This window comes from Brevibacillus sp. M2.1A (assembly GCF_013284355.2).
Classification (GTDB): domain Bacteria; phylum Bacillota; class Bacilli; order Brevibacillales; family Brevibacillaceae; genus Brevibacillus.
The window spans coordinates 617,337-641,617 of sequence record NZ_JABSUY020000001.1; the positions used below are offsets into that span (position 1 = coordinate 617,337).

The 24,281-nt window shown below is 44.9% G+C and carries 25 protein-coding genes and 2 tRNA genes; 14 read left to right on the plus strand and 13 right to left on the minus strand.

What is annotated here, in order from left to right:
* The first annotated feature begins 20 nt into the window (after nucleotides 1-20).
* From HP567_RS02860 to HP567_RS02875, 4 genes are all read left to right on the plus strand, one after another.
* On the plus strand, nucleotides 21-557 hold the full coding sequence (locus HP567_RS02860; protein ID WP_173612151.1) for an RNA polymerase sigma factor: 537 nt from the start codon (nucleotides 21-23) through the stop codon (nucleotides 555-557).
* Nucleotides 544-2,196: a YcdB/YcdC domain-containing protein gene (locus HP567_RS02865; RefSeq protein ID WP_173612150.1), complete on the plus strand. Its 1,653-nt coding sequence runs from the start codon at nucleotides 544-546 to the stop codon at nucleotides 2,194-2,196. Before HP567_RS02860 ends, HP567_RS02865 begins: the two co-directional genes overlap by 14 nt.
* A gap of 98 nt (nucleotides 2,197-2,294) precedes the next feature.
* Nucleotides 2,295-2,371, plus strand: a tRNA-Arg gene (locus tag HP567_RS02870).
* Between the two features lie 470 nt (nucleotides 2,372-2,841).
* Nucleotides 2,842-3,546 carry a hypothetical protein gene (locus HP567_RS02875; RefSeq protein WP_173612149.1) on the plus strand — a complete coding sequence of 235 codons (705 nt, stop codon included), beginning with the start codon at nucleotides 2,842-2,844 and terminating at the stop codon, nucleotides 3,544-3,546.
* Between the two features lie 417 nt (nucleotides 3,547-3,963).
* Here HP567_RS02875 and HP567_RS02880 read toward each other — a convergent pair whose 3' ends face one another.
* On the minus strand, nucleotides 3,964-5,241 hold the full coding sequence (locus HP567_RS02880) for a hypothetical protein (RefSeq protein ID WP_173612148.1): 1,278 nt from the start codon (nucleotides 5,239-5,241) through the stop codon (nucleotides 3,964-3,966).
* 972 nt (nucleotides 5,242-6,213) lie between these two features.
* On the opposite strand from HP567_RS02880, the gene HP567_RS02885 reads away from it, so the two are divergent.
* On the plus strand, nucleotides 6,214-6,753 hold the full coding sequence (locus HP567_RS02885) for a hypothetical protein (protein WP_370647954.1): 540 nt from the start codon (nucleotides 6,214-6,216) through the stop codon (nucleotides 6,751-6,753).
* Between the two features lie 38 nt (nucleotides 6,754-6,791).
* Here the strand turns inward: HP567_RS02885 and HP567_RS02890 are convergent, their stop codons facing one another.
* The gene (locus tag HP567_RS02890) at nucleotides 6,792-7,217 is read right to left on the minus strand and encodes a DUF7832 domain-containing protein (protein ID WP_173612147.1); all 426 of its coding nucleotides are present in this window, start codon (nucleotides 7,215-7,217) and stop codon (nucleotides 6,792-6,794) included.
* Between the two features lie 187 nt (nucleotides 7,218-7,404).
* On the opposite strand from HP567_RS02890, the gene HP567_RS02895 reads away from it, so the two are divergent.
* From HP567_RS02895 to HP567_RS02905, 3 genes are all read left to right on the plus strand, one after another.
* Nucleotides 7,405-9,042, plus strand: a complete 1,638-nt coding sequence (locus HP567_RS02895; RefSeq protein ID WP_229087868.1) for a hypothetical protein — start codon at nucleotides 7,405-7,407, stop codon at nucleotides 9,040-9,042.
* Between the two features lie 21 nt (nucleotides 9,043-9,063).
* Nucleotides 9,064-9,471 carry a RidA family protein gene (locus tag HP567_RS02900; protein ID WP_173612146.1) on the plus strand — a complete coding sequence of 136 codons (408 nt, stop codon included), beginning with the start codon at nucleotides 9,064-9,066 and terminating at the stop codon, nucleotides 9,469-9,471.
* 140 nt (nucleotides 9,472-9,611) lie between these two features.
* Entirely contained in the window at nucleotides 9,612-10,793 is a 1,182-nt protein-coding gene (locus HP567_RS02905) for a NupC/NupG family nucleoside CNT transporter (RefSeq protein ID WP_173612145.1), read from the plus strand.
* Between the two features lie 71 nt (nucleotides 10,794-10,864).
* Here the strand turns inward: HP567_RS02905 and HP567_RS02910 are convergent, their stop codons facing one another.
* Nucleotides 10,865-11,044: a hypothetical protein gene (locus tag HP567_RS02910; RefSeq protein ID WP_173612073.1), complete on the minus strand. Its 180-nt coding sequence runs from the start codon at nucleotides 11,042-11,044 to the stop codon at nucleotides 10,865-10,867.
* Nucleotides 11,045-11,134: 90 nt separating this feature from the next.
* Here HP567_RS02910 and HP567_RS02915 point away from each other — a divergent pair, with 90 nt between their 5' ends.
* On the plus strand, nucleotides 11,135-11,743 hold the full coding sequence (locus HP567_RS02915; RefSeq protein WP_173612144.1) for a hypothetical protein: 609 nt from the start codon (nucleotides 11,135-11,137) through the stop codon (nucleotides 11,741-11,743).
* A gap of 67 nt (nucleotides 11,744-11,810) precedes the next feature.
* On the opposite strand, the gene HP567_RS02920 is transcribed toward HP567_RS02915, so the two are convergent.
* The gene (locus HP567_RS02920) at nucleotides 11,811-12,221 is read right to left on the minus strand and encodes a DoxX family protein (RefSeq protein ID WP_173612143.1); all 411 of its coding nucleotides are present in this window, start codon (nucleotides 12,219-12,221) and stop codon (nucleotides 11,811-11,813) included.
* Between the two features lie 196 nt (nucleotides 12,222-12,417).
* Between HP567_RS02920 and HP567_RS02925 the strand changes: the two genes are divergently transcribed.
* Complete coding sequence (locus HP567_RS02925; protein ID WP_173612142.1) at nucleotides 12,418-12,765, plus strand: winged helix-turn-helix transcriptional regulator; 348 nt, start codon at nucleotides 12,418-12,420, stop codon at nucleotides 12,763-12,765.
* A 100-nt stretch (nucleotides 12,766-12,865) separates the two neighbouring features.
* On the opposite strand, the gene HP567_RS02930 is transcribed toward HP567_RS02925, so the two are convergent.
* The gene (locus HP567_RS02930) at nucleotides 12,866-13,222 is read right to left on the minus strand and encodes a helix-turn-helix domain-containing protein (RefSeq protein ID WP_229087872.1); all 357 of its coding nucleotides are present in this window, start codon (nucleotides 13,220-13,222) and stop codon (nucleotides 12,866-12,868) included.
* A gap of 166 nt (nucleotides 13,223-13,388) precedes the next feature.
* Between HP567_RS02930 and HP567_RS02935 the strand changes: the two genes are divergently transcribed.
* On the plus strand, nucleotides 13,389-13,601 hold the full coding sequence (locus HP567_RS02935; RefSeq protein WP_173612140.1) for a helix-turn-helix domain-containing protein: 213 nt from the start codon (nucleotides 13,389-13,391) through the stop codon (nucleotides 13,599-13,601).
* 294 nt (nucleotides 13,602-13,895) lie between these two features.
* Here the strand turns inward: HP567_RS02935 and nagE are convergent, their stop codons facing one another.
* The 6 genes from nagE to HP567_RS02965 all read right to left on the minus strand — a co-directional run bounded on the left by nagE (nucleotide 13,896) and on the right by HP567_RS02965 (nucleotide 19,884).
* Nucleotides 13,896-15,335 carry an N-acetylglucosamine-specific PTS transporter subunit IIBC gene (nagE, locus tag HP567_RS02940; RefSeq protein ID WP_173612139.1) on the minus strand — a complete coding sequence of 480 codons (1,440 nt, stop codon included), beginning with the start codon at nucleotides 15,333-15,335 and terminating at the stop codon, nucleotides 13,896-13,898.
* Nucleotides 15,336-15,487: 152 nt separating this feature from the next.
* A complete protein-coding gene (gene ptsP / locus HP567_RS02945; RefSeq protein ID WP_173612138.1) occupies nucleotides 15,488-17,200 on the minus strand; it encodes a phosphoenolpyruvate--protein phosphotransferase in 1,713 nt (570 codons plus the stop codon).
* A 40-nt stretch (nucleotides 17,201-17,240) separates the two neighbouring features.
* Complete coding sequence (locus tag HP567_RS02950; protein WP_007719815.1) at nucleotides 17,241-17,498, minus strand: HPr family phosphocarrier protein; 258 nt, start codon at nucleotides 17,496-17,498, stop codon at nucleotides 17,241-17,243.
* 36 nt (nucleotides 17,499-17,534) lie between these two features.
* Nucleotides 17,535-18,032 (minus strand): PTS sugar transporter subunit IIA, encoded by a 498-nt coding sequence (locus tag HP567_RS02955; RefSeq protein ID WP_173612137.1) that lies wholly within the window; start codon nucleotides 18,030-18,032, stop codon nucleotides 17,535-17,537.
* Nucleotides 18,033-18,161: 129 nt separating this feature from the next.
* A complete protein-coding gene (glcT, locus tag HP567_RS02960) occupies nucleotides 18,162-19,019 on the minus strand; it encodes a glucose PTS transporter transcription antiterminator GlcT (RefSeq protein WP_173612136.1) in 858 nt (285 codons plus the stop codon).
* A gap of 367 nt (nucleotides 19,020-19,386) precedes the next feature.
* Entirely contained in the window at nucleotides 19,387-19,884 is a 498-nt protein-coding gene (locus HP567_RS02965) for a ribonuclease H-like YkuK family protein (protein ID WP_173612135.1), read from the minus strand.
* 184 nt (nucleotides 19,885-20,068) lie between these two features.
* Here HP567_RS02965 and tadA point away from each other — a divergent pair, with 184 nt between their 5' ends.
* Entirely contained in the window at nucleotides 20,069-20,551 is a 483-nt protein-coding gene (gene tadA, locus HP567_RS02970; protein WP_173612134.1) for a tRNA adenosine(34) deaminase TadA, read from the plus strand.
* A gap of 39 nt (nucleotides 20,552-20,590) precedes the next feature.
* On the opposite strand, the gene HP567_RS02975 is transcribed toward tadA, so the two are convergent.
* Nucleotides 20,591-21,310 (minus strand): pseudouridine synthase, encoded by a 720-nt coding sequence (locus tag HP567_RS02975; protein WP_048035529.1) that lies wholly within the window; start codon nucleotides 21,308-21,310, stop codon nucleotides 20,591-20,593.
* Between the two features lie 159 nt (nucleotides 21,311-21,469).
* Between HP567_RS02975 and HP567_RS02980 the strand changes: the two genes are divergently transcribed.
* Together HP567_RS02980 and HP567_RS02985 are read left to right on the plus strand one after the other, a co-directional pair.
* Nucleotides 21,470-21,558 (plus strand) — tRNA-Ser (locus HP567_RS02980).
* 430 nt (nucleotides 21,559-21,988) lie between these two features.
* The gene (locus HP567_RS02985) at nucleotides 21,989-23,737 is read left to right on the plus strand and encodes a methyl-accepting chemotaxis protein (protein ID WP_173612133.1); all 1,749 of its coding nucleotides are present in this window, start codon (nucleotides 21,989-21,991) and stop codon (nucleotides 23,735-23,737) included.
* A gap of 63 nt (nucleotides 23,738-23,800) precedes the next feature.
* Here HP567_RS02985 and HP567_RS02990 read toward each other — a convergent pair whose 3' ends face one another.
* Nucleotides 23,801-24,244 carry a GNAT family N-acetyltransferase gene (locus tag HP567_RS02990; RefSeq protein ID WP_173612132.1) on the minus strand — a complete coding sequence of 148 codons (444 nt, stop codon included), beginning with the start codon at nucleotides 24,242-24,244 and terminating at the stop codon, nucleotides 23,801-23,803.
* Nucleotides 24,245-24,281 lie beyond the last annotated feature (37 nt).

Consider the following 24,281-nt stretch of genomic DNA (forward strand, 5'->3'; position numbering starts at 1 on the left):
ACGGAGAAAGGAGGGCGCGCATGTATGACGACCTCAATGAGAAAATGGGGAGCATCTATGAACAGCACTACATGGCTGTTTACTGCTTCTTGCTGCATTTCACGGGCAATCAGAATGAAACCGAAGATTTGACACAAGAGGTGTTTACCCGTGTCGTGAAAGCATTGCCGACTTACGACGGACGAGTAGCAGTAAAGACTTGGCTATTCTCCATCGCAAAGCATATTGCTATCGACCATTATCGCAAGCAGAAGCTGTATGAGCTGGTTTCTGAAAACTGGCTAATGCGGCTAACAGCAAAGCAAGGGATACCAGAAGTAGAGCTGGATAACAAGGAAGAAATGCGGGAGATCAAGGATGCGTTGCAAAGACTGAAACCATCTTATCGTATGGTCGTCATCTTGCGCAGTGTGGAAGGGTACAGCATCAGGGAGACGGCGGAACTTCTGGCTATTTCGGAGGCCAAGGTCAAGGTGGTTTATCATCGGGCGCTGAAAAAGCTTCAGCACTTCCTGAAGGATTCGGTGAAAGGGGGGATTCCACATGAGCTGGCATGAAGAAGAGCTGGAAAAACAACTGAGACGGCTAAAGGAAACGGAATCGCCACCTCGCCCGGAATACGTCAGGGAGACTCAACGGCGTTTACAATTACGTACAAATCAACTGAAGCGTCGTTTGCATTTTCAACGTGTGGCAAATCGGGTGGCTGGCGTTGCAGCAATCGTTTTGTTGGGAGGATGGGCGTCCACAGAGAGTGGGCAGCAGAGTCTTCAAACTCTTTGGGAGCATACAATGAAGCACGAGCAACCATCTGCAACCATTGTTCCTGCACCCACTCCGGAATCCATAAAGCCGCCGCCGCTTCCTCCTCCAGCAAACACGACCAAAGAGAATAAAGTCTTGAATCGTCCTCCCGAAATGAATCGGTCAGAGACGACTACTGTACGTATTGAGCACAAAAAACAGCCAGAAAAGGCTTTACCACCAGTAGCTACCTCCTCGCTCAAGCAGACTGATGCCGTGACCGATCCAATCTCAATCCCTCCCTTGGTGAAAAAAGCACAAACATACATGCTGGAGTTGTTGGGAGAACAAGGAGAGCATTACCAATATAATCCTTCCCAGTCTGATCTAAAACGAGGAACCATTGGGTTTAGTCGGGTTGTTCATGGCATACCTTTTTATGAAGCAAGCTACACTGTTAAAATGAATGACGATCAGGTATCCAATTTTCAAATCCTTCAGGACTCCGATCAACTTCAGTCTCTTGCGCAGATTCCCAAACCAACGGCCGTACTATCCAAAGAAAAGGCGGAAGAAGCGCTTGCTTCGACATTGCGGTTGGTTTACCGGGAAAAGGAAGGGGAAGTAGCTTCCTTACACTACGAGACTGACATTTCCGGGTTCATTGATGCCAATACAGGAGCTTTGGTCAATAGCAAAGGCGTTCCCATACAGAGATATGAGGGAAAACGCATCGTACAAATATCGGCTGAGGGGAGAACGTTAAAAGCCGGTTCAAGTGAAGAGATGCTTTCCTTGCTCGCAAAGGAATTCGGTTTGCCAGTTGCTGTGGACAATTGGCAAGGGACGACATCTGTAGGGAGAGACGGGATACGGGAGTACCAGTGGGAAGAGAAAGAAAAAGAACTGACGGCTCGGGTACATGAAAATGGGCAATTGCTATCTTATCGGTTGAATAGCAAACAAGAGGCAAGGTCCTCTTTTAGCAAAAATCGGGAACCTTCGCCGGAAGCCTTGTTGCAGCCTGCGATTGAGCATTTGCAGCGTTACTTGGACAAGACAATCGAAGAGATGGAGCTGACAGGCATCAGCAGAGAAGCAGCAGAGGTTCGCTTTCGATTTACCAAGCTGTATCAGGGCATTCCCGTAGTGGATCGCTCCTATGAAGTGATTGTGGATACGAACACAGGAGAAGTTGTCGGCATGTCAGGTGCATTTGGACAGGGGGCCACGAGCTTTCCCGATCCTGCAAAGGTGATTTCCAAGCAAGCTGCTGAGGCAACACTAAGAAGAAATCACCCTCTGGAGCTTACGTATATTTTGACGGGTAAAAAGGATACATTTGACAAGCAAGCGCTTCTTGTCTACCGTGTGTACAAAGAAAAAGGAATCGAAACATCCATTGATGCGATCACCGGAGCTGTACTGGAACGGGCACAGGAAGAATCATGATCAAATGACAAATAAATAAAGGAGGACCGGGCATGGTCACCCTGGTCCTCAATTGCCAAAATCGAGCGATTTCACTATAATGGAAGTGAATGTAAAATGTCCCCGTAGCTCAGCAGGATAGAGCGTCAGTTTCCTAAACTGTAGGTCGGAGGTTCGAATCCTCTCGGGGACGCCATTGTAGGAAAAACCTTGGAGTATCAAGGTTTTTCACTTTTTTCATAGGCGCTTTAATGAACAACAGTTTATCTTTTGAAACTAGGTAGACTATACGTGAAAGACGTTTCCACTTCATTGATTCGGTCTTACATCAATTACTTAGCCTCTGAGCTATTAGGACTCGTTCTTTATTCGTCTTCGAGTAGGGGAGATAGATTCCCTATTCTTGTAGTTGAAACGGCATATATGGCAGTGAAATTGAACGTTTAATACTGCGTATCAAAATCAAGCAATAAGTGCAGTAAGTATATTAGCCACCCTTCCTAAAATTTCAGGATGGGTGCTTTTTTCATGCGATGTTCTGTCGTTACTTCTGTTAAGAACTGTATATGTGAGCTAGAACCGACTAAGACCGTGTAAGTATTTACGTGGGAATATACGTTTGGTAAAGTGAACTCAAAAATTAAAACAAAGAAAGGTGATGCTGACTTGGAAATCAAGTGTTATGTAGCAATTACAGTAGTTCTCATCATTCTTGGAGGTATACTCTGGAAGACGATGAAAAGTTTAAGATGGGATTCAAAGTTCTATCGGGAAATGAATGAAAGATTACATGAAGTGAACCAAGGCTTGCGTGGCAAAATTAATGAGGATGAAAAGGCAATTGAAGAATTGGAATTGTCGGTATCAAATCTACAAAATGCTTTGAATTATAAACAACAGGATGAGTTTAAAAGACATCTCTTTATTTGTAATCTTGATGAAGGGCAAAAAATCGTTATCTTATTCGATGAAGAGTTGGAGCATAACCAAGAACTCCAGCAAAAACTTAATGAAAGAAACATTAGCCCGTTGAAATATTCTAGGAAGCTAGAATGCGTTGTGTTTGTTGATGGAAAGAAAGAAATGCCACTATTAATGGATAGTATTTTTGCAGGGCAGGTAAAAGCCACAATAGGAGATATTAATTGTGGGAATTTTAAGAATCGTGGGATTGGCTCTTTTGTTGTGCAGAATCTCTGCATTATCTTAAAAGGAATGGGAATAGAGAGTGTAAATGCTTCCCTTTCTACAGTCGATTATCATAAAAAAGATAAGTTGTACAATTTTTACCTGGGTAAAAACGGATTTCATTTGGTAAGAGAATTAACAGAAGACAAATGGGGACTTGTGTCTAAGAAGTTAGTAGGCTGAATAAATTCCAAATATTTAAGGAGAGCGAACAGAATCAATTCTGATAGGTTCTCCCGTTTTTATTACTATTTATGAATTAACTTGTATTAGTTTTTTGATTTTTCTTATCAGTTCAGTAGTATCGCTATCTAATACTCTTCGCCATAATTACAGAGCCTTGGCTCGGTGCAGGCTGACGCGGACAACGCTTCGCTTTTCCGACTCGTCTGGAAGCGAGATTTGCAGGGATAGAATCTTATTAACTTAAGTTGACCCTCATAAATTGAACGGTAAGTAATACAACTGTTTTCCTGAATGGATATTTAAAGTTTTAGCCGAAAAGTTTGAAGCCCTCCATCGGAACAATCCGGGGGAGGGCATTAACTTGTGAGTCAAATTGTAAAATATGAACTACAATAACAAAGTAATTAAGGCATATTAGTAATTGTAACTAATAGAAATAGATTGGTCTGCATCTGTTTCAACGTCAATACCTGCATAAAAATTAACTTTATGGCTGATATCCAGTTTAGTGTAGCTACCTGTAGCAGCCCATGCAGTTACGAATTCATAGTCATCTGATGATTCTAATTGACTTCCAGTAACATTCCATTTTGCATAATCATTTGATTTATTCAATGTGAGATCCATGTCTGGTTCTGTGTCAATTTCATATTCGAAACCAATGCTATAAGGGTAACCTAAACTTACTTTATACGGGTTACTGGAGGTATCATTTGGTTCAGCATCATCTAATTCGTCACTATCAAATACCAGATCGTGTCTAATAGTAAACTCTTCCGCATCCCAAAGCCATTCATATGTTTCAATAGTGCTTGTATCTTTTACATAGAAATAGTCATATTCTTTATCGTCTTCATCGGTAACTTTGTACAGTTTCCATTGTGAATTAATTTGTCCGGCTTTTTTTGTTATATAGTAAGCGGAGGCAATAATATCATATTCACTATCTACAATTCGGCTTGATCTAGTAGAAATCTCAGAGTTACTCTTTTCAATAATTTTATTTTCGTGCTGCAAGATTTCTGCGAGATAAATTTCATCTTCAATTTCAATTTTACCCTCGTCATCATAGCTATTTATATCTGAAATAAAGACTTTATAAGGGGCATCTTCATCTAATGTGTAACCTATGATTTCGTGTTTCTCGGAATCCTTATTCTTATCAGTGCCATCTTTCTTCTTCTTTTCTTTTTTCTCATCCTTTTCATTAAAGAAAGAAAGCTCGATTGATTCTTGAGTTTCTCCACTTTCTATTTTTGTTTGAGTATACAAGTTGTCAATACCTAGCAGATCACAGTATTCTTTTATAGTAAGCCCGCCAAATAAATACACTTTCTTACCATTTTGCAGTTCTTCTTGTAATTCCTTCTGTAGCTTTTTGTTTTTTTCTACATCTTTATAATTATATGCAATAGAATTGTACTCTGATAAATCCACTTTATCATCTGGATTTATCAATTTTACTTGGATTTTTTTATCCTCCAGAGTTTTTTTGACACTTTTCAGAGATTCGTGTTTGAAATCCAATTGTTCTTCCGTATTTTCAGAATCCATTCCGGATGAAAACAGTAACTCTTTAGATGTTTTTGCAAATGCAGTCTGAACTGAAAAATTTGGTAACATTACAGTAGATACTAAAACACCAGCCAAAACGAGGCTAGTAATAGATGATTTAATATTTTTTTTGGACATTTTAATATACCTCCCTTTTTATGGTATAATTTACCATGAAGAATAAGTATCTACAACCAAAAAATGGATAATCAACAAAAAAGTAAAGGCGTGATTCATTATGTCGTTTAATAATGTGCAGTCTTGGATAATTACTGTTTGTTTCGTTGTAATAGCGTTCAGTTCAGCTTATATAGCAATTAGAATAGATAAGATCATTGAGCGCTTGGCAACTATTGCTGAATTTATTAGTATTACAGGAGGTAGTTAAGTTGACGGAAGAATTAAACTTTGACTATAAGGATAGTCAGTGGATTGACCGGAATTACCTTTTTTAACTTGAAACAATATAGATTACAGCCGCCACTTTACTTATAGAAAGGCGGGGCTTATTTGCAGTTCTGTTTGGGGCATTTGTTGGAGGAACATAAGATGTTGGGACAAAGACCAAAAAACAATAGGTATTGTTTATGATCTTGATTAGATTTCGGTAGACGGTAATGAACAAAATGCAATTTTTGTGGTTGAGAGTTCGATAGATAAATCGAGTACACAGCTATCTGTGGGAAAACTCGCAAAATTTCAAACCTGATATCATAAGGTTTTTCAGGGGCGGATAGTTGGCCACGGAGAGGGTAAGGCGCATTTCGTATAATTCCTAAACTGCAGGTCGGAGGTTGGAATCCTCTCGGGGACGCCATCGAAGAAAAAGCCCTGGTGCATCAAGGTCAGAGTGTAGAGAAAGTCCCCTTTCGTAAAAAAGGGGACTTTTAGTGCCATTTTAGGGGGCAAATATGTCTCCCCGCCATCGTAAAACGCCTTGGAAGCGATTCTAGAAGGTCAAATTTTTTCTGCCCAATCGGCGAAATTCAGGAAGGGGGTTTCTCGAAACCTTGGCCTTGGTGTATCAGGGTGTTTTTTTGTTGAGACGTGTAGCATGCTTGAAATGAATAACGTATATCAAATGATGAACGAAATAAGGGGGGATTTCTTTTGAAAAAAGTGATTGTAGGATGTATGGCTATGGTATTGGCTGTTTTCATCAGCGGCTGTAGCTCAGACGCGGTCGTACAAAATCCGACTGCTACGCCACCTCCAAAAGAGGTAACGAACACTGGCACAGACCAGAAACAATCCGTAGACAGCTCTTCAAGCTTTGACAAAATTGCGGGCTATTTGCAAGAAGAGAGCAACAAAGCTTTCTCCTCCCACTATGAGCTGCTCGAGTTTACCCTGTCAGATTATGAAGAGAAAACCGTTGACGGAAAAGTAGAAGCGACATTCGGATATCAAGTGAAATACAAAAACTTTGAGAAAGACCCTGACACCGTGGACTACATCAAAGCGGCAAAAGAAAAGAACGATCCCAACTACCAACAGCTGTATGATGAATATTTGCAGCCCAAGGACATGAATTTTCATTTGAAAGCGGTAATTGAAGATTCGGACTCCATATCGCTTTACACCAATGTGAGTCCAAAAGGAGTTCAATGGGAAAAGGCAGTTATGTCTGATTTCATCCTGAAGAAGTAAAATAGCGACTTGATTGTAGGCCGCGTACTCACGCGGTCTTATTCATTTTTCTCGCACCAGTACTCGTACTCATTGTCGATCCAATTTTTGATATGATCATAATTCTCCCAAGTATCTTCCACGTGATACACACTTGGCTCGCAATCAAACGCTTCTAGATAATGATACCGATACTCCCCCGTATCGAAATCGAAGTAAAACATCGCGAACTGGTTTCCTTCTTCATTCAACATGTCTTTTGCAAATACCCCACCCGTCTTCTCATAAACTTCAGGACCAGTAATCTGCCTTTGTTTAAAATCAGCGATTAGGTTTTCGAAACTCTTTTTAAAATCCTCGCTAACCATATCCTTTTCAATCAACCAGCCAATGAAAAAGCCTGTATGTACGTATGCCTGTTTTTGAGGAAGGTCCTCCTCAAAGTTTTCGTAATGATATTTCGCTTTATCGTATACCGTTGTCATTAGCAAAACCTCTCTTTCTATTTCCCTATTTCCCAAAAATTATACAGGATAGATTTTTTGGTAAAAAGCAATAAGAGGGTGAAGAAGGAAGGGTAGGAATTTTGTAGCATTTTCATGATACGAGGTGGTAGTATTTAACTGTTAGAAAGAGAGAACCATTGATTGGTTCATAGAGGGGTCATATTTCATGCGGAACTTGCTTGCCTATTTTCTTAGCGCTGTAATGATTAGTCTAGTTATCCTTCCAGTAGAACCTGCGTCATCTAGAGGCTCAAGTTCATCTAGCTCCAGTAGTTCAGGCAGAAGCTCGGGGTCGTCTAGTACCAGCTCCTATTCGTCCGGCAAAAGTTCAGGGTCATCTAGTACCAGCTCCTATTCATCGGGCAGAAGCTCGGGATCATCTAGTACAGGCTCATCCTCCTCAAGCAAAAGCTCATATTCTTCAGGAAAAAGCTCAGCCTCAACCAGTAAAAGCTCAAGCTCCACGATAAAAAGGGCCAAACCGTCAAGCGGTTTCCAATCATCCAAGCCGGTTAAAATCAAGAAGCATGACGATGACGACGATGATGAAGAGCAATTCGAGGAAGAAGAGGCTAGTCAAGAAGAGGAGACGAGCGAAGAAGCCGCTGCGGAAGAGGAAAGAATCAAACGGGAAGAAATCTTATTTCAAATTGATGGAGGTATTGGACCATACCATTTACGACCCAATCAATTTTATCAAACGACGATATGGGGGGAATCCACTCATGACGGTTCCCTATACTTTACCGTACATAATAACGGACAGATAGAAGAGGTGGATGAGAGTGAGATAAATGGGTCAACAGTATTTAACATCCCATACAATTTCGATCCAACACCATTTGAAAAAGAGTTTTATCTTCATAACCTACCAACGGATCAAATCTATGTGACATCCTTTCAATATCAGGATATTTACTTGTTTTTGCGCTCGGATGGTACCATTCAATGGCTTCCCAAATATGAAGCCATTGAGACAAACCTTCCCATCATAGAAGCAGAAGAGGTACTGCTGTCAGAGAAGACACTTGAAATGCATAGCAACGAAATGGCCTTGCATCATTTCCCGAAAAACAAAGTCTATCGGAAGAATATCAAAAAGATTCCGAGGTATTTTCTGTTTAACAATGAAGAAAATGTTCAGTTAATAGGAAAAAAAGAAAGTAAGAACTATGAAGTTTTGGAATATGACCAAATGATTGATCCGACTTCTGCTGATCTTCTGGATGAGATAGAAGAAAAAATCCAAAATTCAGGGGTCCCCACAGGATTCATATACCAGCTCACAGTAAATAACGTTCCGCGAAATTTTATTTACGATGGAAGCCGTTCCGTTGGGTTTGTGAAGGATCTGTCGTCTGTTAAAGAAGACTATAAGGTTCTCGATTTCGAACAGGTTGTCCAAAAGATACGGAAAGAAAAACAGGAGGAAGAGAAAAGGCAATCGATCTGGAAGCTGTATTTGATTACAGCCGGTGCGATTATGCTCGGTATTTTCCCTTTATCCTATTGGTATATGACCAGAAAAAGAAAGAAGAAGAAGCAAACCCCTAACAAGATCATTACGAAAAACACGAAAAGTACGAGAAAGAAAAAGAATGTAGAGCCCATAAAGCCTGTAAAGCCAGAAAGAACACCAATTCAACAACCCCTACCCAAAAAGAAAGAAATAAGAGTAGAAGAAAAAAAGAAGAATGACGGCGGACTTTTTCAGCAATTTGAAGCCACAAACAAAAAAGAACAGCCAAGAAGCTCTGGAAGCGGACTATTTAATCAATTTAATTCCTCCAATAGAAATCAGTAAAAAAGCAAGGAGCGTGTCGTGATGCAAAATGATAAGCGAATCAAATTCATTAACCCTGAAACAATGCCACCTACGTTTGGCTATACCCATGCGGTAGAGGTTCGGAACGCCCGGACGATTTACGTATCGGGTCAGGTGGCTCTCAACAAAGAAGGCCAGGTGGTTGGCACAGGTGATTTAGCGGCACAGACCAAGCAAGTTTTCGAAAATATCCAATTCGCGTTAGAAGCGGCAGGAGTCAGCTTTGATCATGTAGTGAAATTGACTTTTTTCGTGACCGACATCTCCAAGATTCACATTGTCCGAGAGATTCGAGATCAGTACGTGAATACAAAAACCCCGCCAGCGAGCTCTGCCGTTGAAGTGAGCAGACTAATCAGGGACGAGCTGCTAATTGAGATTGAGGCCATCGCCGTGGCAGATGCTTAGTTGTTCCATCCCCCTTCTGTTCGATTATTCATCGTTCAGGAGGGTTTTTTTGTGCTCTTTTGGGAAGATTATGGAGCGAGACAAGCAGATCGGTAATAGTACGTGTCGGCTCTAAATCTTTTGCTATTGGAGTTGGTTGCATGAATTATATCATCGCAGGAATAGGTTTGATTACCGTATTTTTGCTTGCTTGGCTGGCAAGTAGTGATAAAAAGCACATTCGGTATCGTCCTATCCTTATCATGATTCTGATTCAGATCGTGTTTGGCTTGCTGCTGTTGCGAACCAGTATTGGACTTATTTTCATATCAGGCATTGCCAGCAGTTTTTCCATACTCCTGAAGTATGCCTACGAGGGGATTAATTTTGTTTTCGGTGGCATTGCGAATCCGGGTGCGACGCCGTTTTTCTTGCAAGTTTTGCTACCGATTGTTTTCATATCTGCACTGATTGGCATTTTGCAGTACACGAGGATCCTCCCATTATTCATTCAGTATGTAGGGCTCGTATTGAGCAAAGTGAATGGCATGGGAAGATTGGAGTCGTATAATGCGATTGCCTCGGCGATTGTCGGGCAATCCGAAGTGTTTATTACGGTGAAAAAACAGCTCGGTGCCATTCCGGAAAACAGGTTGTACACGCTGTGCGCCTCTGCAATGTCCACCGTGTCTATGTCGATCGTGGGCTCCTTCATGACCATGCTCAAACCGGAGTATGTGGTAGCTGCATTGGTACTCAACTTATTTGGTGGTTTTATCATTGCTTCCATTATTACGCCGTATGAAGTAAAGCCGGAAGATGATTTGCTCGATCAAGAAAAAGAAGAGAAACAGGCCTTCTTTGAAATGCTCGGAGAGTACATTCTGGATGGGTTTAAAGTAGCCGTGGTCGTTGCCGCGATGTTGCTCGGATTTATTGCACTCATTGCGATGGTGAACGGGTTATTCAGTGCAGTATTCGGTATTTCGTTCCAAGCGTTATTAGGGTACGTTTTTGCCCCGCTCGCCTTTCTTATGGGGGTTCCCTGGCACGAAGCTGTACAAGCAGGAAGTATCATGGCCACCAAAATAGTAGCGAACGAGTTTGTAGCCATTCTCGACTTTACGAAGATTCAAGGTCAGTTGAGCGAAAGAACAATTGCCATCGTGTCTGTGTTTTTGATCTCGTTCGCGAACTTTGGCTCGATCGGGACGATTGTTGGCGCGGTAAAAGGTTTGAATGAAAGACAAGGAAATGTCGTCGCCCGGTTTGGATTGAGGCTGTTATATGGGGCAACACTTGTCAGCATTTTGTCAGGAATTATCATCAGCATTGTGGTGTGAAGGGGGACCCTTTTTGGGGTCTTTTTTTGTTAGGTTCGGTCTGGTAACCAAATGATGGTAATCTGCGTCTATCAATTGAGATATTCGTCTTTGTTTCTCGGATCGTATCCTTCATTAAAGGAATGGGAATCACGATTGTTACGCTCTATGAGGATTCTCTGCTTCCGGCGCTTGGCAATCCAATCGATGATGGCTCCAATCAGCAAGAGACCTCCGAAAATAAATACGACGAGTAACCAGAGTGGCATCATACAACACCTCACTTTTTACTAAAAGATACGTCATACCCGTGATGAAGTTGCGATGAAACCATTCAAGAGGAAGAAAAGGAGCGAATTCGGATGAGAAAATGGGTGTGTATGACCGTAATGGCAGGCTTGATTGCAGGAGGCTGTTCACCTGACACGAACGTATCAACAGATACAAAACCACAGCCTGTAACCGAGCAGAAGCAAGAGGCGGGAAACAGCGGTGGCGACCAAAAGCAAGAGAAGCAAACCGCTACCGCACGTCAAATGATTCTCAATGAGCAATTTTTGCAGCTGCTCGCCAAAAACGAAATCAGTGGATTCGATATCCACATCGGGATGAAGCGGGATGAAGTTTCTGCGCTATACGGCAAGGTAACGAAACAGGATTATTGGGATGGCGGGCGCTATGAAGTCTTTGAGAAGCTAGAGACGGCACTCATTTATTTTGATGGGCAAGATCGCGTATATGGAATTGATTTGGCCGGCCTTCATCTTAATGAAACGAATCTGGACACAATCCGTAAAAATCTGGGAGCGCCTGTCAGTGAAGAGAAGAGTATGGCCGATCAGGATTATGTCATGTTTTTTGAAGCGGGAGATAACTCCGTATTTATTAGTGCAAAGGACGAGAAATCACCAGCAGATAAAATAAGGATCATCAATAAAAAAATGATCGAGGAATCACCGCAAAAAGAATAAAAAAAGCCAAGTCAGAAGGGGCTCAAATGTGACCTTCAGGCTTGGCTTTTATATGTGAAACAATGGATTATTCAACCGATCTTTTTCCAAACAGGATAGTGTCCAGTGCGAACTTGGTGCTGCCACTAATTCCAAGAGAAACCAACATCGCAAGCAAGGCCAGATCCAATTCATAACCAGCCCCACCTTCACCGCCCAGGAAGCCGACAGCGAGCTTGGCTGTAAAGATTGCACCAATCATGACAACAGACAACGCACCTGCGAACACGCGAGTACCCAGACCAAGAATCAAGGCAATACCGCCTACTACCTCCAAGAAGGTTACGAGGTAAGCAATGAATGCAGGGAGTCCCATGGTCCCGAAGAAACCAGCGACATTCTCCAGCCCCATTTGGAATTTGGCCACTCCGTGAATGGCAAAAGTAAGTCCAGCTATCACACGTAGAATAAGTGCGCTCCATTCAAAACGATTAGACATGTATGAATCCCTCCGAAATTTAAATGCGTAACAAAGTTACTTTTCGTTAGTAAGTATACAATAATAAATTCCTAAGTCAAGTGATTCAATAAAATCCCAACAGTTGGCAAGTGTATTTTTCAAGGGTGATTCGCATCATTGGTTTTGATGGATTGAACAAAGAGCGGTATACTGGAAGGAGAATGAGGTGATACCTATGAAACAGTCTACCCTCTGTCCCAAGTTCGAAAAAGGTATGCAGTTGTTGGGGAAGCGATGGACAGGTCTAATCCTATACCAGTTGTTGTCGGGACCACAGCGATTTTGTGCATTGGAAGAGGCCCTGCCAGTAAGCGGAAGGCTACTTTCTGAGCGTTTGAAGGATTTGGAGAAGGAAGGACTCGTGCATCGGCAGGTGTTTACTGATTCTGCTCCTGTCCGCGTAGAGTATTCCTTAACGGAGATGGGGAAAGCTCTGACTCCAGTGCTCAAGGGAATTGAGTCTTGGTCGCAGAGCTGGATCGAGTTGAATGCAGACGAAATGGCTAACGACAGCGAAGAATAACACAGCCTATATAAAAAAAGCATCAGGAGAGTACGCCTGACGCTTGCCACGATGAAAACCCCTGGAGACAGGGGTTTTTCTGTTATTCGTTAATGAATCTTCAAGAAGGGTCTTCGTTCTTTTCCTGCAAAGCCTTCCATTTTAAAAATTCAATATGGCGCTTGACCTCAATCAGATCTTTCTCTGTCAGGCCATCGACATCCAAAAAGGTCGCTGGTGTTTCCCGGACAGAACCGCGTTTCCAAGATGGTTCTTCCGTGCGACCGTGGAGAAAATCGGTGGATACTTCAAATAAATCTGCGACTTTGGAAATCAGATGAAAATCGACGCCCTTCTTTTCGCCTGACTCGATCCTCGAAAGTACCGTATTATGTATGCCCAGCTTTTCAGCTAATTGAAGTTGTGACCATTGTTTTTGTTCGCGCAGCCATTTTATGCGTTGACCAACTATGGACATCGTGAGACCACCTTTATCGTTTTGGCAATTCCATTCTAACAATTTTCCATTACGGAAAAAACAAGATTGCTAATATGACAAAATCTGTATTGACTTTGCTAAAATTGAAAGGATATGATGTAACTATAAATATTTGCCATTTTTGCAAATCAGGAGGGGATAACTGGTGGAACGGCTCAACCTCCCGTTTATCGCGCAACGACGTAATGAGTGCAAGCTGACCTTGCAAGAAATGGCGGAAGCACTCGGGTTTCGAAATGCTTCGACATACTTGAAGTACGAGAAGGGAGAATATGACTTCAAGGCCAATCATTTGCCAGTGTTGGCTAAAAAACTACGATGCAGCATGCTTGATCTTTTTATCAGAATCGTTTGCTGATTTAGCAAAAAGGGGTGGGATGGGTTGAACGCTAGGGAGGCAAATAGAAGGCAGCTGGAAATATGGAGAAAGACCGTCGCTTACGAAATTGAAATGATGGCGCCACAGAGTATGCCGGCTTGCGAGGGATTTCTTGAGCGCTTGGTCATGTTTGAAAAGGAGTTGGAAAACAACGCGCGATGCCCATATAGTACGACACATGATGGGAATGATGCCGGGTCGCGTCCGTTACCCATTCAGGAAACAGAAAAAAGCCCGGTACGGATTTCACCGTGACCGGGCTTTCGTTTTCCTTTATAGCTTGGTTATCTCTTCTTTTAGCAGCTCTGAATGGGTTCCGAAGACGACTTGCACGCTTCCTTGACCCAGTCGCATAACACCGGCTGCACCGAGGTCCTTTAAGGCTTTGTCATTGACCTTCTTGTCGTCCTTCAAGACGAGACGCAAACGAGTGATGCAGGCGTCTACGCTAACGACGTTTTCTTTTCCACCAATGTGAGTGAGCACTTGGATCGCTTTATCCTGCATCGAATTGTTCCTTCCCGTAGCTGTAGTTGTCATTTCTTCATCATCCTCACGTCCCGGTGTCTTGAGGTTCAGCTTCACAATCAGGAAACGGAACAGGACGTAGTAGACCACGGCGAATGCCAGACCAATCGGGATGATCATCCAGGCATTCGTAGAGAGGTGGTAGTTGATACCGTAGTCGATCAGACCCGCTGAAAATCCAAAGCCGTGCTTGATGCCGAGAGAGGTCACGATATACCCGGACACACCCGTCAATATCGCGTGGACAAAATACAGGAGTGGGGCAGCGAACATAAACGCAAATTCCACTACCTCAGTAATCCCGGTCAGGAACGAAGCGAGAGCTGCACCAATAAACATAGAAGCAACTACTTTGCGTTTTTCAGGACGCGCTGAGTGAATAATAGCGAATGCCGCTCCAGGAAGTGCGAACATCATGATCGGATAGAAACCAGTCATAAACATTCCTGCTGACGGGTCTCCCGCAAAGAAACGATGCAGGTCGCCGTGTACCACTTTTCCTGTCGCATCGGTAAAGTCACCGATTTGGAACCAGGCAATCGCATTGAGTACGTGGTGCAGACCAAATGGAACGAGCAATCGGTTGAAGAATCCGAACAAGAAAGAACCTGTTGCGCCGAGACCTACGATCCAAGAGCCCAATGAGTCAAGGGCAATCTGGATCGGTCCCCAAATAATCCCAAAAATCAAGCCGATGACAACCATGGAGAGAGAAGTGACAATTGGGACGAAGCGTTTTCCACCGAAGAAGCCCAGCCATTCTGGCAGCTTGATCGAATGGTAGCGGTTGTAGAAAAATGCTGCAATACCACCCGCCATAATACCGCCGATGACACCCATGTTCAGTTTTAAATCATCTGCGATGAAAGGCATGGCAGCAGGAACAGCAGCAAGTACTTTCGTCAATACGACGTAGGCAATGACAGCGGCTAAAGCAGCAACAGCATCTCCAGCCAAGCCAATGGCAACACCGACAGCAAAGATTAATGCCAGGTTGTCAAAAATAGCTGCACCGCCAGCAGCCAAAAGCGGAGCGATGTACGAGTCCATGAAGGCACCAAAGGCACCGAGATTGAGGTCCTTCTCGAATTTGAGAAGACCAAAGCTTTGCAAAATCGCTGCGGCTGGCAACGTTGCGACTGGGAGCATCAGGGCTCTCCCAATCTTTTGCAGAAAAGCGAGCATAGGATAAAACCTCCTTGGAATGGGATGAATTTATCAGGGAAGCCGCTCTCCGGATAAATGCAAAATGATGAGGGCACAAGGAATAAACCGGAGAGAGACCATTCTGATCGATATATTGGAAGCGCTTACACTACTCGGGCGACAAAACCTTTCTATAAGGCTTTGTCTTTCAGATACTGAACGACCTCGTCTACAGTAGAGCGTGTAAGGACGTGTTCAGCCAATCTTTTCGCTTCCTCTAAGCTGGTGGAGCGGATGCGTTCTTTGACTTTTGGCATGACCGAAGCGGCACCGCTGAACTCATCGAGCCCCAATCCGAGCAAGAGCTTGGTTGCCAACGGATCTCCCGCCATTTCCCCACACAGCCCGGTCCAAATACCTGCCCGATGGGAAGCTTCGATAACTTGGGAAATCAGTCGTAATACGGCTGGATGGTAGTAGCTGTACAGCTCGGCGATATTGGCATTCATCCGGTCTACTGCCAGCGTGTATTGAACGAGATCATTGGTGCCGATGCTGAAAAAGTCTACCTCTTTCGAAAACGCATCTGCTTGCAGGCAAGCGCCTGGAATCTCCATCATCATGCCTACGGCGATTTTCTCGTCAAAAGCGACCCCTTCTGCTCGCAGCTCTGCTTTTGCTTGCTCCAGCAATCGTTTAGCTTCACGCAGTTGCTCCATATGGGAAATCATCGGGAACATAATCAGCAGGCGACCGAATGCACTGGCACGCAAGAGCGCGCGTAATTGCACCAGGAACAATTCCGGTCTGGCTAAGGAGATACGCATGGCGCGGAAGCCAAGGAACGGGTTTTCCTCCTGCGGAAGCGCGAGTGCTGGCAAATGCTTGTCGCCGCCAACATCCAAGGTACGAATGATGACCGGCTTGTCGCCAAAAGCAACGGCTACATGCTTGTATGCAGCAAATTGTTCGGCCTCATCGGGAAGGGTGGTGCGATCCATGAACAAAAACTCGGAGCGGAATAACCCGATTCCTGCTACACCAGATGCGATCAGTGCATCAGATTCTTCTGGCACAGCCATGTTTGCCATCAGGTGAACACGATGTCCATCGGTGGTTTCGGCAGGCAGTTCCTTTATGGCTTCGTACAATTGGCGCTCCTTTTCTTCCTGCGCGGCTTTTTCCTGATAGGCAGCCAGTGTATCCGCATCAGGCGAAACAATCAGCTGTCCAGAGGTTCCATCGATAATCAGCAAACTTCCGGAGTCTACTTTTTCCATCAAGGTATCGCCTGCACCCATGACAGCGGGAATTCCGAGAGAGCGTGCCAATATGGCTGCATGAGAGGTAGCGCCACCTTTTGCCGTAACAATTCCTCGTACATGCTGGAGTGGAAGCTGAAGCGTCTCGGATGGGGTGACGTCCCATGCAACCAGGATAAAAGGCTCTTCCGGGTAGGAGATGACGGTGTCACCACCTGAAATATTTCGAATCAGACGGCGGCTCACATCACGAATATCATCTGCGCGCTCTTTCATGTAGGCATCGTCCATACTCTCAAAGAGGGCAATGAATTGATCGGCTACTTGCGAGACGGCGGTTGATGCCGCCAGTTGTTGATTTTCAATGAGCGCACTCATCTCCCCGACAAATGCCGGGTCATCCAGAAAGGCAATATGAGCAGAGAGGATCGCCGCTTTTTCCGAACCTAATTGTTCCTCTGTCTGTTCCTTTAGCTTTTCCAGTTGTTCGCGTGCTTGCTCTACGCTTTTGCTAAGTAGTCCTAGCTCCTGAGCTGCATCCACTGGAGTGGTGGACTCTGCCTGCGTGATGGCAGTTTCGTGTGTGAGGCGTAAAACAGGGGCAATCGAAATGCCAGCGGAAACCGGGATTCCTTTTAACATACGTCCTTCACCTTCCTGTCCGTCGTTTACACGGTATGATTTACGAGGATTGCTCCAATAGCTGCTGAATCGCAGTGGCTACGTTTTGTTCATCCGCTCCATCGATCTGAACGGTCAGGGTGTCACCTTGGGAAACACCCAGTGTCATGATGCCGAGAATGCTTTTGCCATCTGCGTGTTTTGTCCCTTTGCTCAGCGTAATCTTTGACTGAGATTGCGACGAACAATTCACGAGTAGAGCTGCTGGCCTCGCGTGGAGCCCGCCCTCTACATTGACGGTTACTTCAAATTGAACCATGTTGTACCTCTACCTCCCTCAACCATGCGCTTCGCTTTATTTTAAGACGACAGTCATCAGTGGCTCTTGACCTGCTTGCACAGTTGCTTTTGCCACTACGTTTTTTTCAGCAACCATTTCACCGTTTGTAATAACGATCGGTGTTACGATCGGACAACCCGCATCCTCCAGTACACTCTTGTCGAATTGGATGAGCTTGTCGCCAGCTTTTACTTGATCGCCAACAGAGACAAATGGGGTAAAGCCTTTCCCGTTTAATTTCACGGTGTCGATTCCAATATGCATCAATATCTCAAGACCACTTTCAGACGACAGCCCGATAGCATGGTGAGTAGGGAAAAGATGCGTTACCTTTCCATCGACAGGGGAGACGAGAGTGTCTGCGCTTGGCAGAATCGCTACACCATCACCGACGACTTTACCTGCGAACACAGGATCAGGAACCTCGGACAGAGGGAGTACGGTACCTGTTAATGGTGCAAGAAAGGTTACCTCTTGTTGTTGTTTTTTCCGGGAAAAAAGACTGCGTAGCATAGTATCCTCCTTTTGCGTCTGAACCAAAAAAGGCATGAGACGGTTGAATTCATACGACGACATACTTACTATGTCCGTATGATCTCACCGCTCATGCCTAGTCGAGCTAGTAACACGCAGGATTATGATTTAATTTTGTTGTAATAAGCGATAAAGGTGCAGAGCCATGTAACCAACCTCGTCTTCCGGTACAGCAATCTCGAGACGGGTGGAGATGTATTGAGCCAGCTCTGTTGCCAATTGGTAGGCTTCTGGCATGGTCGTTTTGACTCGGTCCAGAAGCGGGTTCTTGATGAATTTTTGTTGACGGATGCGCTCAACGGCAAAGCGCAAATGGGTGATGAGACGAACGTAATCAATGGTACTGCGTTCAATCGTAATGGCTGTTCGCTCTTCAATCAGGCTTACCAACTCGGTGATGATGTTGGTGAATTGGACTGCCTTTTTTACTGGGACGTAGCTAATCGCGGAATGAATGTGCAAGGCCAGAAATCCGATTTCACTATCGGGAATGTCCAGGTCGAATGCGTTTTTGATCATATCCGCTGCCCGGTTCGCCAGTGCGTACTCCTTCGTGTACAGCGTCTGGATTTCGAACAAGAACGGATTCACGATCTCCATCCCGTTATTGAGCCGATAGATGGCAAACTGGATATGGTCAGGCAAGGCAACGTGGACGTGTTCGTTCAATTCTGGCGTGATCTCACTCGCAATGAGAGCGATGATTTCTTCCGCAATTCCTACGACAGCAGGATCTACTTGGCTCAGGATGTTCTGATACTGCTTCTGATGATTTTCATTTTCGAGCCTGAAGCGCTTTTCCACTCGCAAATCATGGGCGGGGATGGTATTCCCTGTTTTTGCACCAAATCCGATTCCTTTTCCGAACAGGACAATTTCTTGTCCAGATCCGGGTTCTTCCACGAGTACGACGTTATGGTTCAACACACGCGTAATAGCGTACGTTTTTTCCTTTTCACGGGACAATCCATTCCACCACCTTTAGATAGACAAAAACGGTCCATGACCGTTTTTGCTTACCGCAAGCGGTCACATCCAATTTAATGAAAAACGCCGATGAACCATGACGTTAATCAGAAAAAAGAGCCGAAAAAACCTTTTTAACAAGAAAAAGATCTTCTCGGCTCATGCCTGCATTACCAGTAACACGCCTTGTGAAAACGCTTCAATTAAAGCTTATAATAGCTCACGTCTCGTACATTGTCAATCACTCTGTGAACGGGAAAAACACGGCGGGCAGGAGAACCAGCAGCCTGTCCCGAATTGTTTGAACCGACAGGATAAGGGCAAAACAAAGCCAAGCGGACGCCTCATTAGCAATCCGCTCGCTTTGTCACTTGGTGTACTTGTCGGCAATCGTAGATGCACAGAAGGAGTTCGGTTTGATCTCGGCACGAAAGTGATTGGTTTCTGCTAAGCTCAACAAAGACTGGATAAACTTACGGGTAGGACCATTCGTGCCGATATCAAAATGCAGGCGGATGGGAGTATCTAAGTGGTGGTCCCGCAAATATTTGCGTACTTCTGTGGCAAGTCCGACTGCGTACATCGCTTCCTGAAATATACGCTGTTGCAAGGATGAGTACCGGCGTTCCTGAAATTTGTGATAAAAGAAGGTACCCCCATGCCCGGGACGGATCACTGTGATAACAAGGGCAAAAAAAGTCCCGCGGCTTTTTAATTGAGAGTCGGCCCCCACAATAATTTCAAATGGACCACCTATTGATGAGATGGTATGTTCGATGTGGGAAAACACTTCTTCTTTTGCCAGTAGACCTCTAGTCGGACTGTGAAAGCGATCAAATAACGTATTTGCAGAGGTTAAGCCCACTCACATCCCTCCAGAAAGAGGCTAACAATGATTTGCATACTTCTTCCTTACATCATTAATGTATGTAATCTCTCAGATAGTATGTGAACGGGTAGGGACAAAAACTTCTTGAATCCACTTTTTTGAGTAAAAGGGTCCGTTTGTTCGGGACGAAAGACTGTTTTTGAAGGAGCTTTAGGGAAACGTGATACAAGCAAATGAACATGATTATTATATGAAACAAGCCATGGAAGAGGCCCGGAAAGCGGCTGCGATTGGCGAGGTTCCGATCGGTGCGGTCATCGTGCGCGAAGGGGAAATCGTCGGTCGCGGCTACAACTTGCGGGAAACACAAAAAGACCCTACCTTGCACGCGGAATTGATCGCGATACGGGAGGCAAGTGAACGTTTGGGTGGATGGCGCTTGATTGGGTGTACGCTGTACGTGACGTTGGAGCCGTGTCCAATGTGTGCGGGTGCAATCGTTCAAAGCCGCATCGAACAGGTCGTGTATGGCGCTCGCGATCCGAAGGCGGGCTGTGCCGGGACATTAATGAACCTGCTTGAAGAACCGCGCTTCAACCATCAGGTGCCAGTCATAGAGGGCGTTCTTGCAGAGGAATGCGGGCAGATGCTCAAGGACTTCTTTCGTGGATTGCGCAAAAAAAGACAGCCGGTACAGGAATGACCGGGCTGTCTGGACAAACCGTCTACATGCAGGCGGTTTTTATTTGTTTACATTTTGCAGCATGTGCAGCTCTTCCTCGGTCAGTTCGCGATACTCACCAGGGGCGAGTGACGGGTCAAGATGAAGGGGGCCCATACGAATCCGTTGCAGATAGGTGACCTGCAGGTCGAAGGCAGCAAACATCCGCTTTACCTGATGGAACTTTCCTTCCATGATGGTGACGCGAATCTCTGATGTTTCTCCCGAAGAGATAATTTCCAGCTTGGCCGGCAGGGTAGTGAAGTCCTCTAATTCCACGCCTTTGGCAAACTCCTGTACATGGTGCTCAGTGACCCGGCCATCGATGCGGGCAAAGTACTCCTTGTCCACTTTCTTTTTCGGGGACAAGAGGCTATGGGAGAGCTGACCGTCATTGGTCAAGAGCAAGAGACCCTCTGTGTCAATATCCAGTCGGCCCACCGGGTGCACCTTGATTGCCCACTCGTACGGGAGCAAGTCCACTACGGTTTCATGGACATTGTCCTCTGTAGCAGAAACGACTCCAGGCGGTTTGTTCAGCAAAACGTATACCCAGCGCTTAAAGTTTAGCGGTTCTCCATCCACAAGAATTTCTTGTTCCTCGGCAATGACATGCATCCCCGGGTCTGTTGCGACAACGCCGTCTACGACGATCAGTCGCTGTTTCACTAATGCTTTCACTTCCTTGCGCGTGCCGATTGCCATATTGGCCAGCACCTTGTCCAAACGTTCACGTTTCATATATGTTCCTCGCTTTTCTTCTGATCGGATACCAATCGTGTGTGCTGTTATTAGTTTGGCCTAATGAGCCGCGCAAATCAAGGGGCATGCAAAGGAATGACTCTTGCATTTTTGACTGTATTTTGCTATAGTAAGTAATGTTTCTGACAAACCAAATATGGAGAGATACCCAAGTGGTCATAAGGGGACGCACTCGAAATGCGTTAGGCGTCGTGAGGCGTGCGTGGGTTCGAATCCCACTCTCTCCGCTTAGATTCTTCGATAGAAGAGAATGAAGCATATTTTTGCCGATGAGGCGGAGATATGCTTCCATTTTTTTTTGGCAAGAATATACTTCAACATCAGCTCTGCCTGTATATAATGTTTCACAGAAAAAGGGGGTGTCTCTAAGTCGGAAAATCGACTTTTGAGATACCCTCTTTTTCATTCCAAAACCCTTGATCAATTCTTGAGTATACTGGTCTACATGGCTGAGCAGGAGGGTTTAACAATAATTACCCCTTACAGCCGTGTTGCAAAAGCATGAAGCAATTTTTAGTCGTACTTAAAGCCGTAGATTTTGTTAATGTATAAACAATAAAATTCGGTTTTCACTCTATACTTCATTGTGTTATATGACGATATATTAATTAGATATATTATATATTTTATTTATTTGTAGCTGGGGGAGTGGGGATTATGAGCGGCAAGTTGGGAAATGCAACAGGAAAAACAGGGCTTACACTTCGCACCAAATTACTGGCGGGGTTTCTTACAGTTGTTGCGCTCCTAGCATTTGTGAGTACATTTGCATTAAGCCAGATCAGAGATTTGACCATGATATCCGGGGATATCGATAAGTCATGGATGCCAGCGGTAACCCTGCTTGGCACGGTGAATGGAGACATTTCCGACGTGGAGCGTCTTGCGCTCAACATTATCGTTGAACAGAACGAGGAGGAGCTCACGAAGCAGAAGGAGGCTCTGGATCAACTGCTTGCCAAGATTGAGGATGAACGGAAACAACTGAAGACGCTTGTGTATGCCAGCAATGCGGAAGGCAGTGAGATTGTCAATCTGTTTGAAGAGTTTAACACCAAATACGATGCTTATTTGGAAAAAATGCCTGTGTTCGTGAAGTTGGGCAGAGAAAACAAATATGATGAGGCAAGTAAGTTACATAGCGCGGCCTACCCTTTGTGGTACACGGCCAATGATAATATTGTCAAATTAATCGATATATACAATGAGGGGGCCGGAAAGGTTAGTCAAAGCGCTTCGGAGCTTTCCCAGCAAGCGTTTGTCATCATTCTTGTGACTACTTTCGTAGCGGCGGCCATTGCGCTGCTTATCGCCTTCTTCATGGCACATATCATCTCAAAGCCAATCCAGCAAATAAATCAGGCCGCTGTCCGGATTGCGAGTGGCGATCTAACGGGCGAGACGATTGTGCTGCGTAACAAGGACGAGCTGGGCACCTTGGCGGCATCCTTCAACACGATGACGGCGAATCTGCGCGCTATGATTGAATCAGTAGCTACGACTTCTGAGCAAGTAGCAGCTTCGTCGGAAGAACTGTTAGCCAGCGCAGAGCAAAATGCGAAGGCATCCGAGCAAATTACCCTAACAGTGGAGGAATTGGCTACGGGTACCTCCGAGCAGGTGGATATTGTCAAGCGTTCCTCTCAGGCCATGGGCGAAATGGCTTTGGGTTCGGAACAGATCGCACAGTTGGCACAGAGCGTATCGATATCGGCCGTTGACGCAGCCAACCAGTCTGCGGAAGGAAATATGATCATCAAGTCAGCGGTCGAACAGATGAATACTGTCCGTAATTCTATCACATCCCTATCGGAGCTGGTTACGGGACTGGGAGAACGTTCGGCAGAGATCGGAACGATCACCGAGGTCATTAATAATTTGGCGAGTCAGACGAACCTGCTAGCACTGAATGCGGCGATTGAGGCCGCAAGAGCTGGAGAGCATGGCCGCGGCTTCGCTGTCGTTGCCGAAGAGGTTCGGAAACTGGCCGAGGAATCCTCATTGTCTGCGCAGCGCATTACTGACCTGGTGCAGCTGATCCAGAATGATACAAGGCAGGCGGTTGAGGCAGTCAAAATGAACAGCGACGAAACGCAAAGCGGCATGGAGATTGTCACAGCAGCTGGACAGGCATTTGAGAACATCTCGAATGCGGTCAACAAGGTCGCGGGCGAGATTCAGGAAGTATCCGCAGGCGCGGAACAGATGGCGGCAAGCACGGACGAGGTCGTCCATTACGTGGAGAAGATTTCAGCGATTGCGGAAGAAGCATCGGGCGGCGTGAATAACGTCTCTGCCGCTACGGAGCAGCAGCTGGCTTCCACGGAGGAGATCGCTTCGTCTGCGGGTTCCCTCTCCAAGATGGCTGAGGAGCTTCAGGAGCAGATTAACAAGTTCAAAGTATAGATTAAAACATTAGACTGCTTCTTCTGCTGCCCTGGGCGGCAGGAGAAGCGTTTTTTCATTAGCTTAGAACTTTTTTATAAAATTTTTCTGATCCTTTGTAAATCGATAGCCACGTCGTTCATAGAACCTGTGAGCATGTATGCGACTCGGGTGGGACAACAGTTTCATCCCAGAAAATCCATTCTTCTTTCCCCACTGTTCAAGATGTTCAATCAACATGCTACCTACACCTTGATTCCTATCCTTTTCTTTCACAACAAACCCTAGGACGTTTACGAAAGAGTCGGAAAAAAGCAATTCATAGGGACTTCCATGGATATATCCGATTACTTCGTTGTTTTGCTCACACACAAAGATGATGTCGTTTGTTTTCTTTGTGATGATTTCAATCTTCTCTTTTACTTTTTCTTCAGTAAATAGATGCAGATTCGGGTTAAAGTCTAGGTTTAACAAATAAATACCATGATAATCCGTGACCCTAATTTCTCGAATACTCTTTTCTTCCATTTTTGAACGCCTCCACTTGTTTGATAGCCAATTTCTA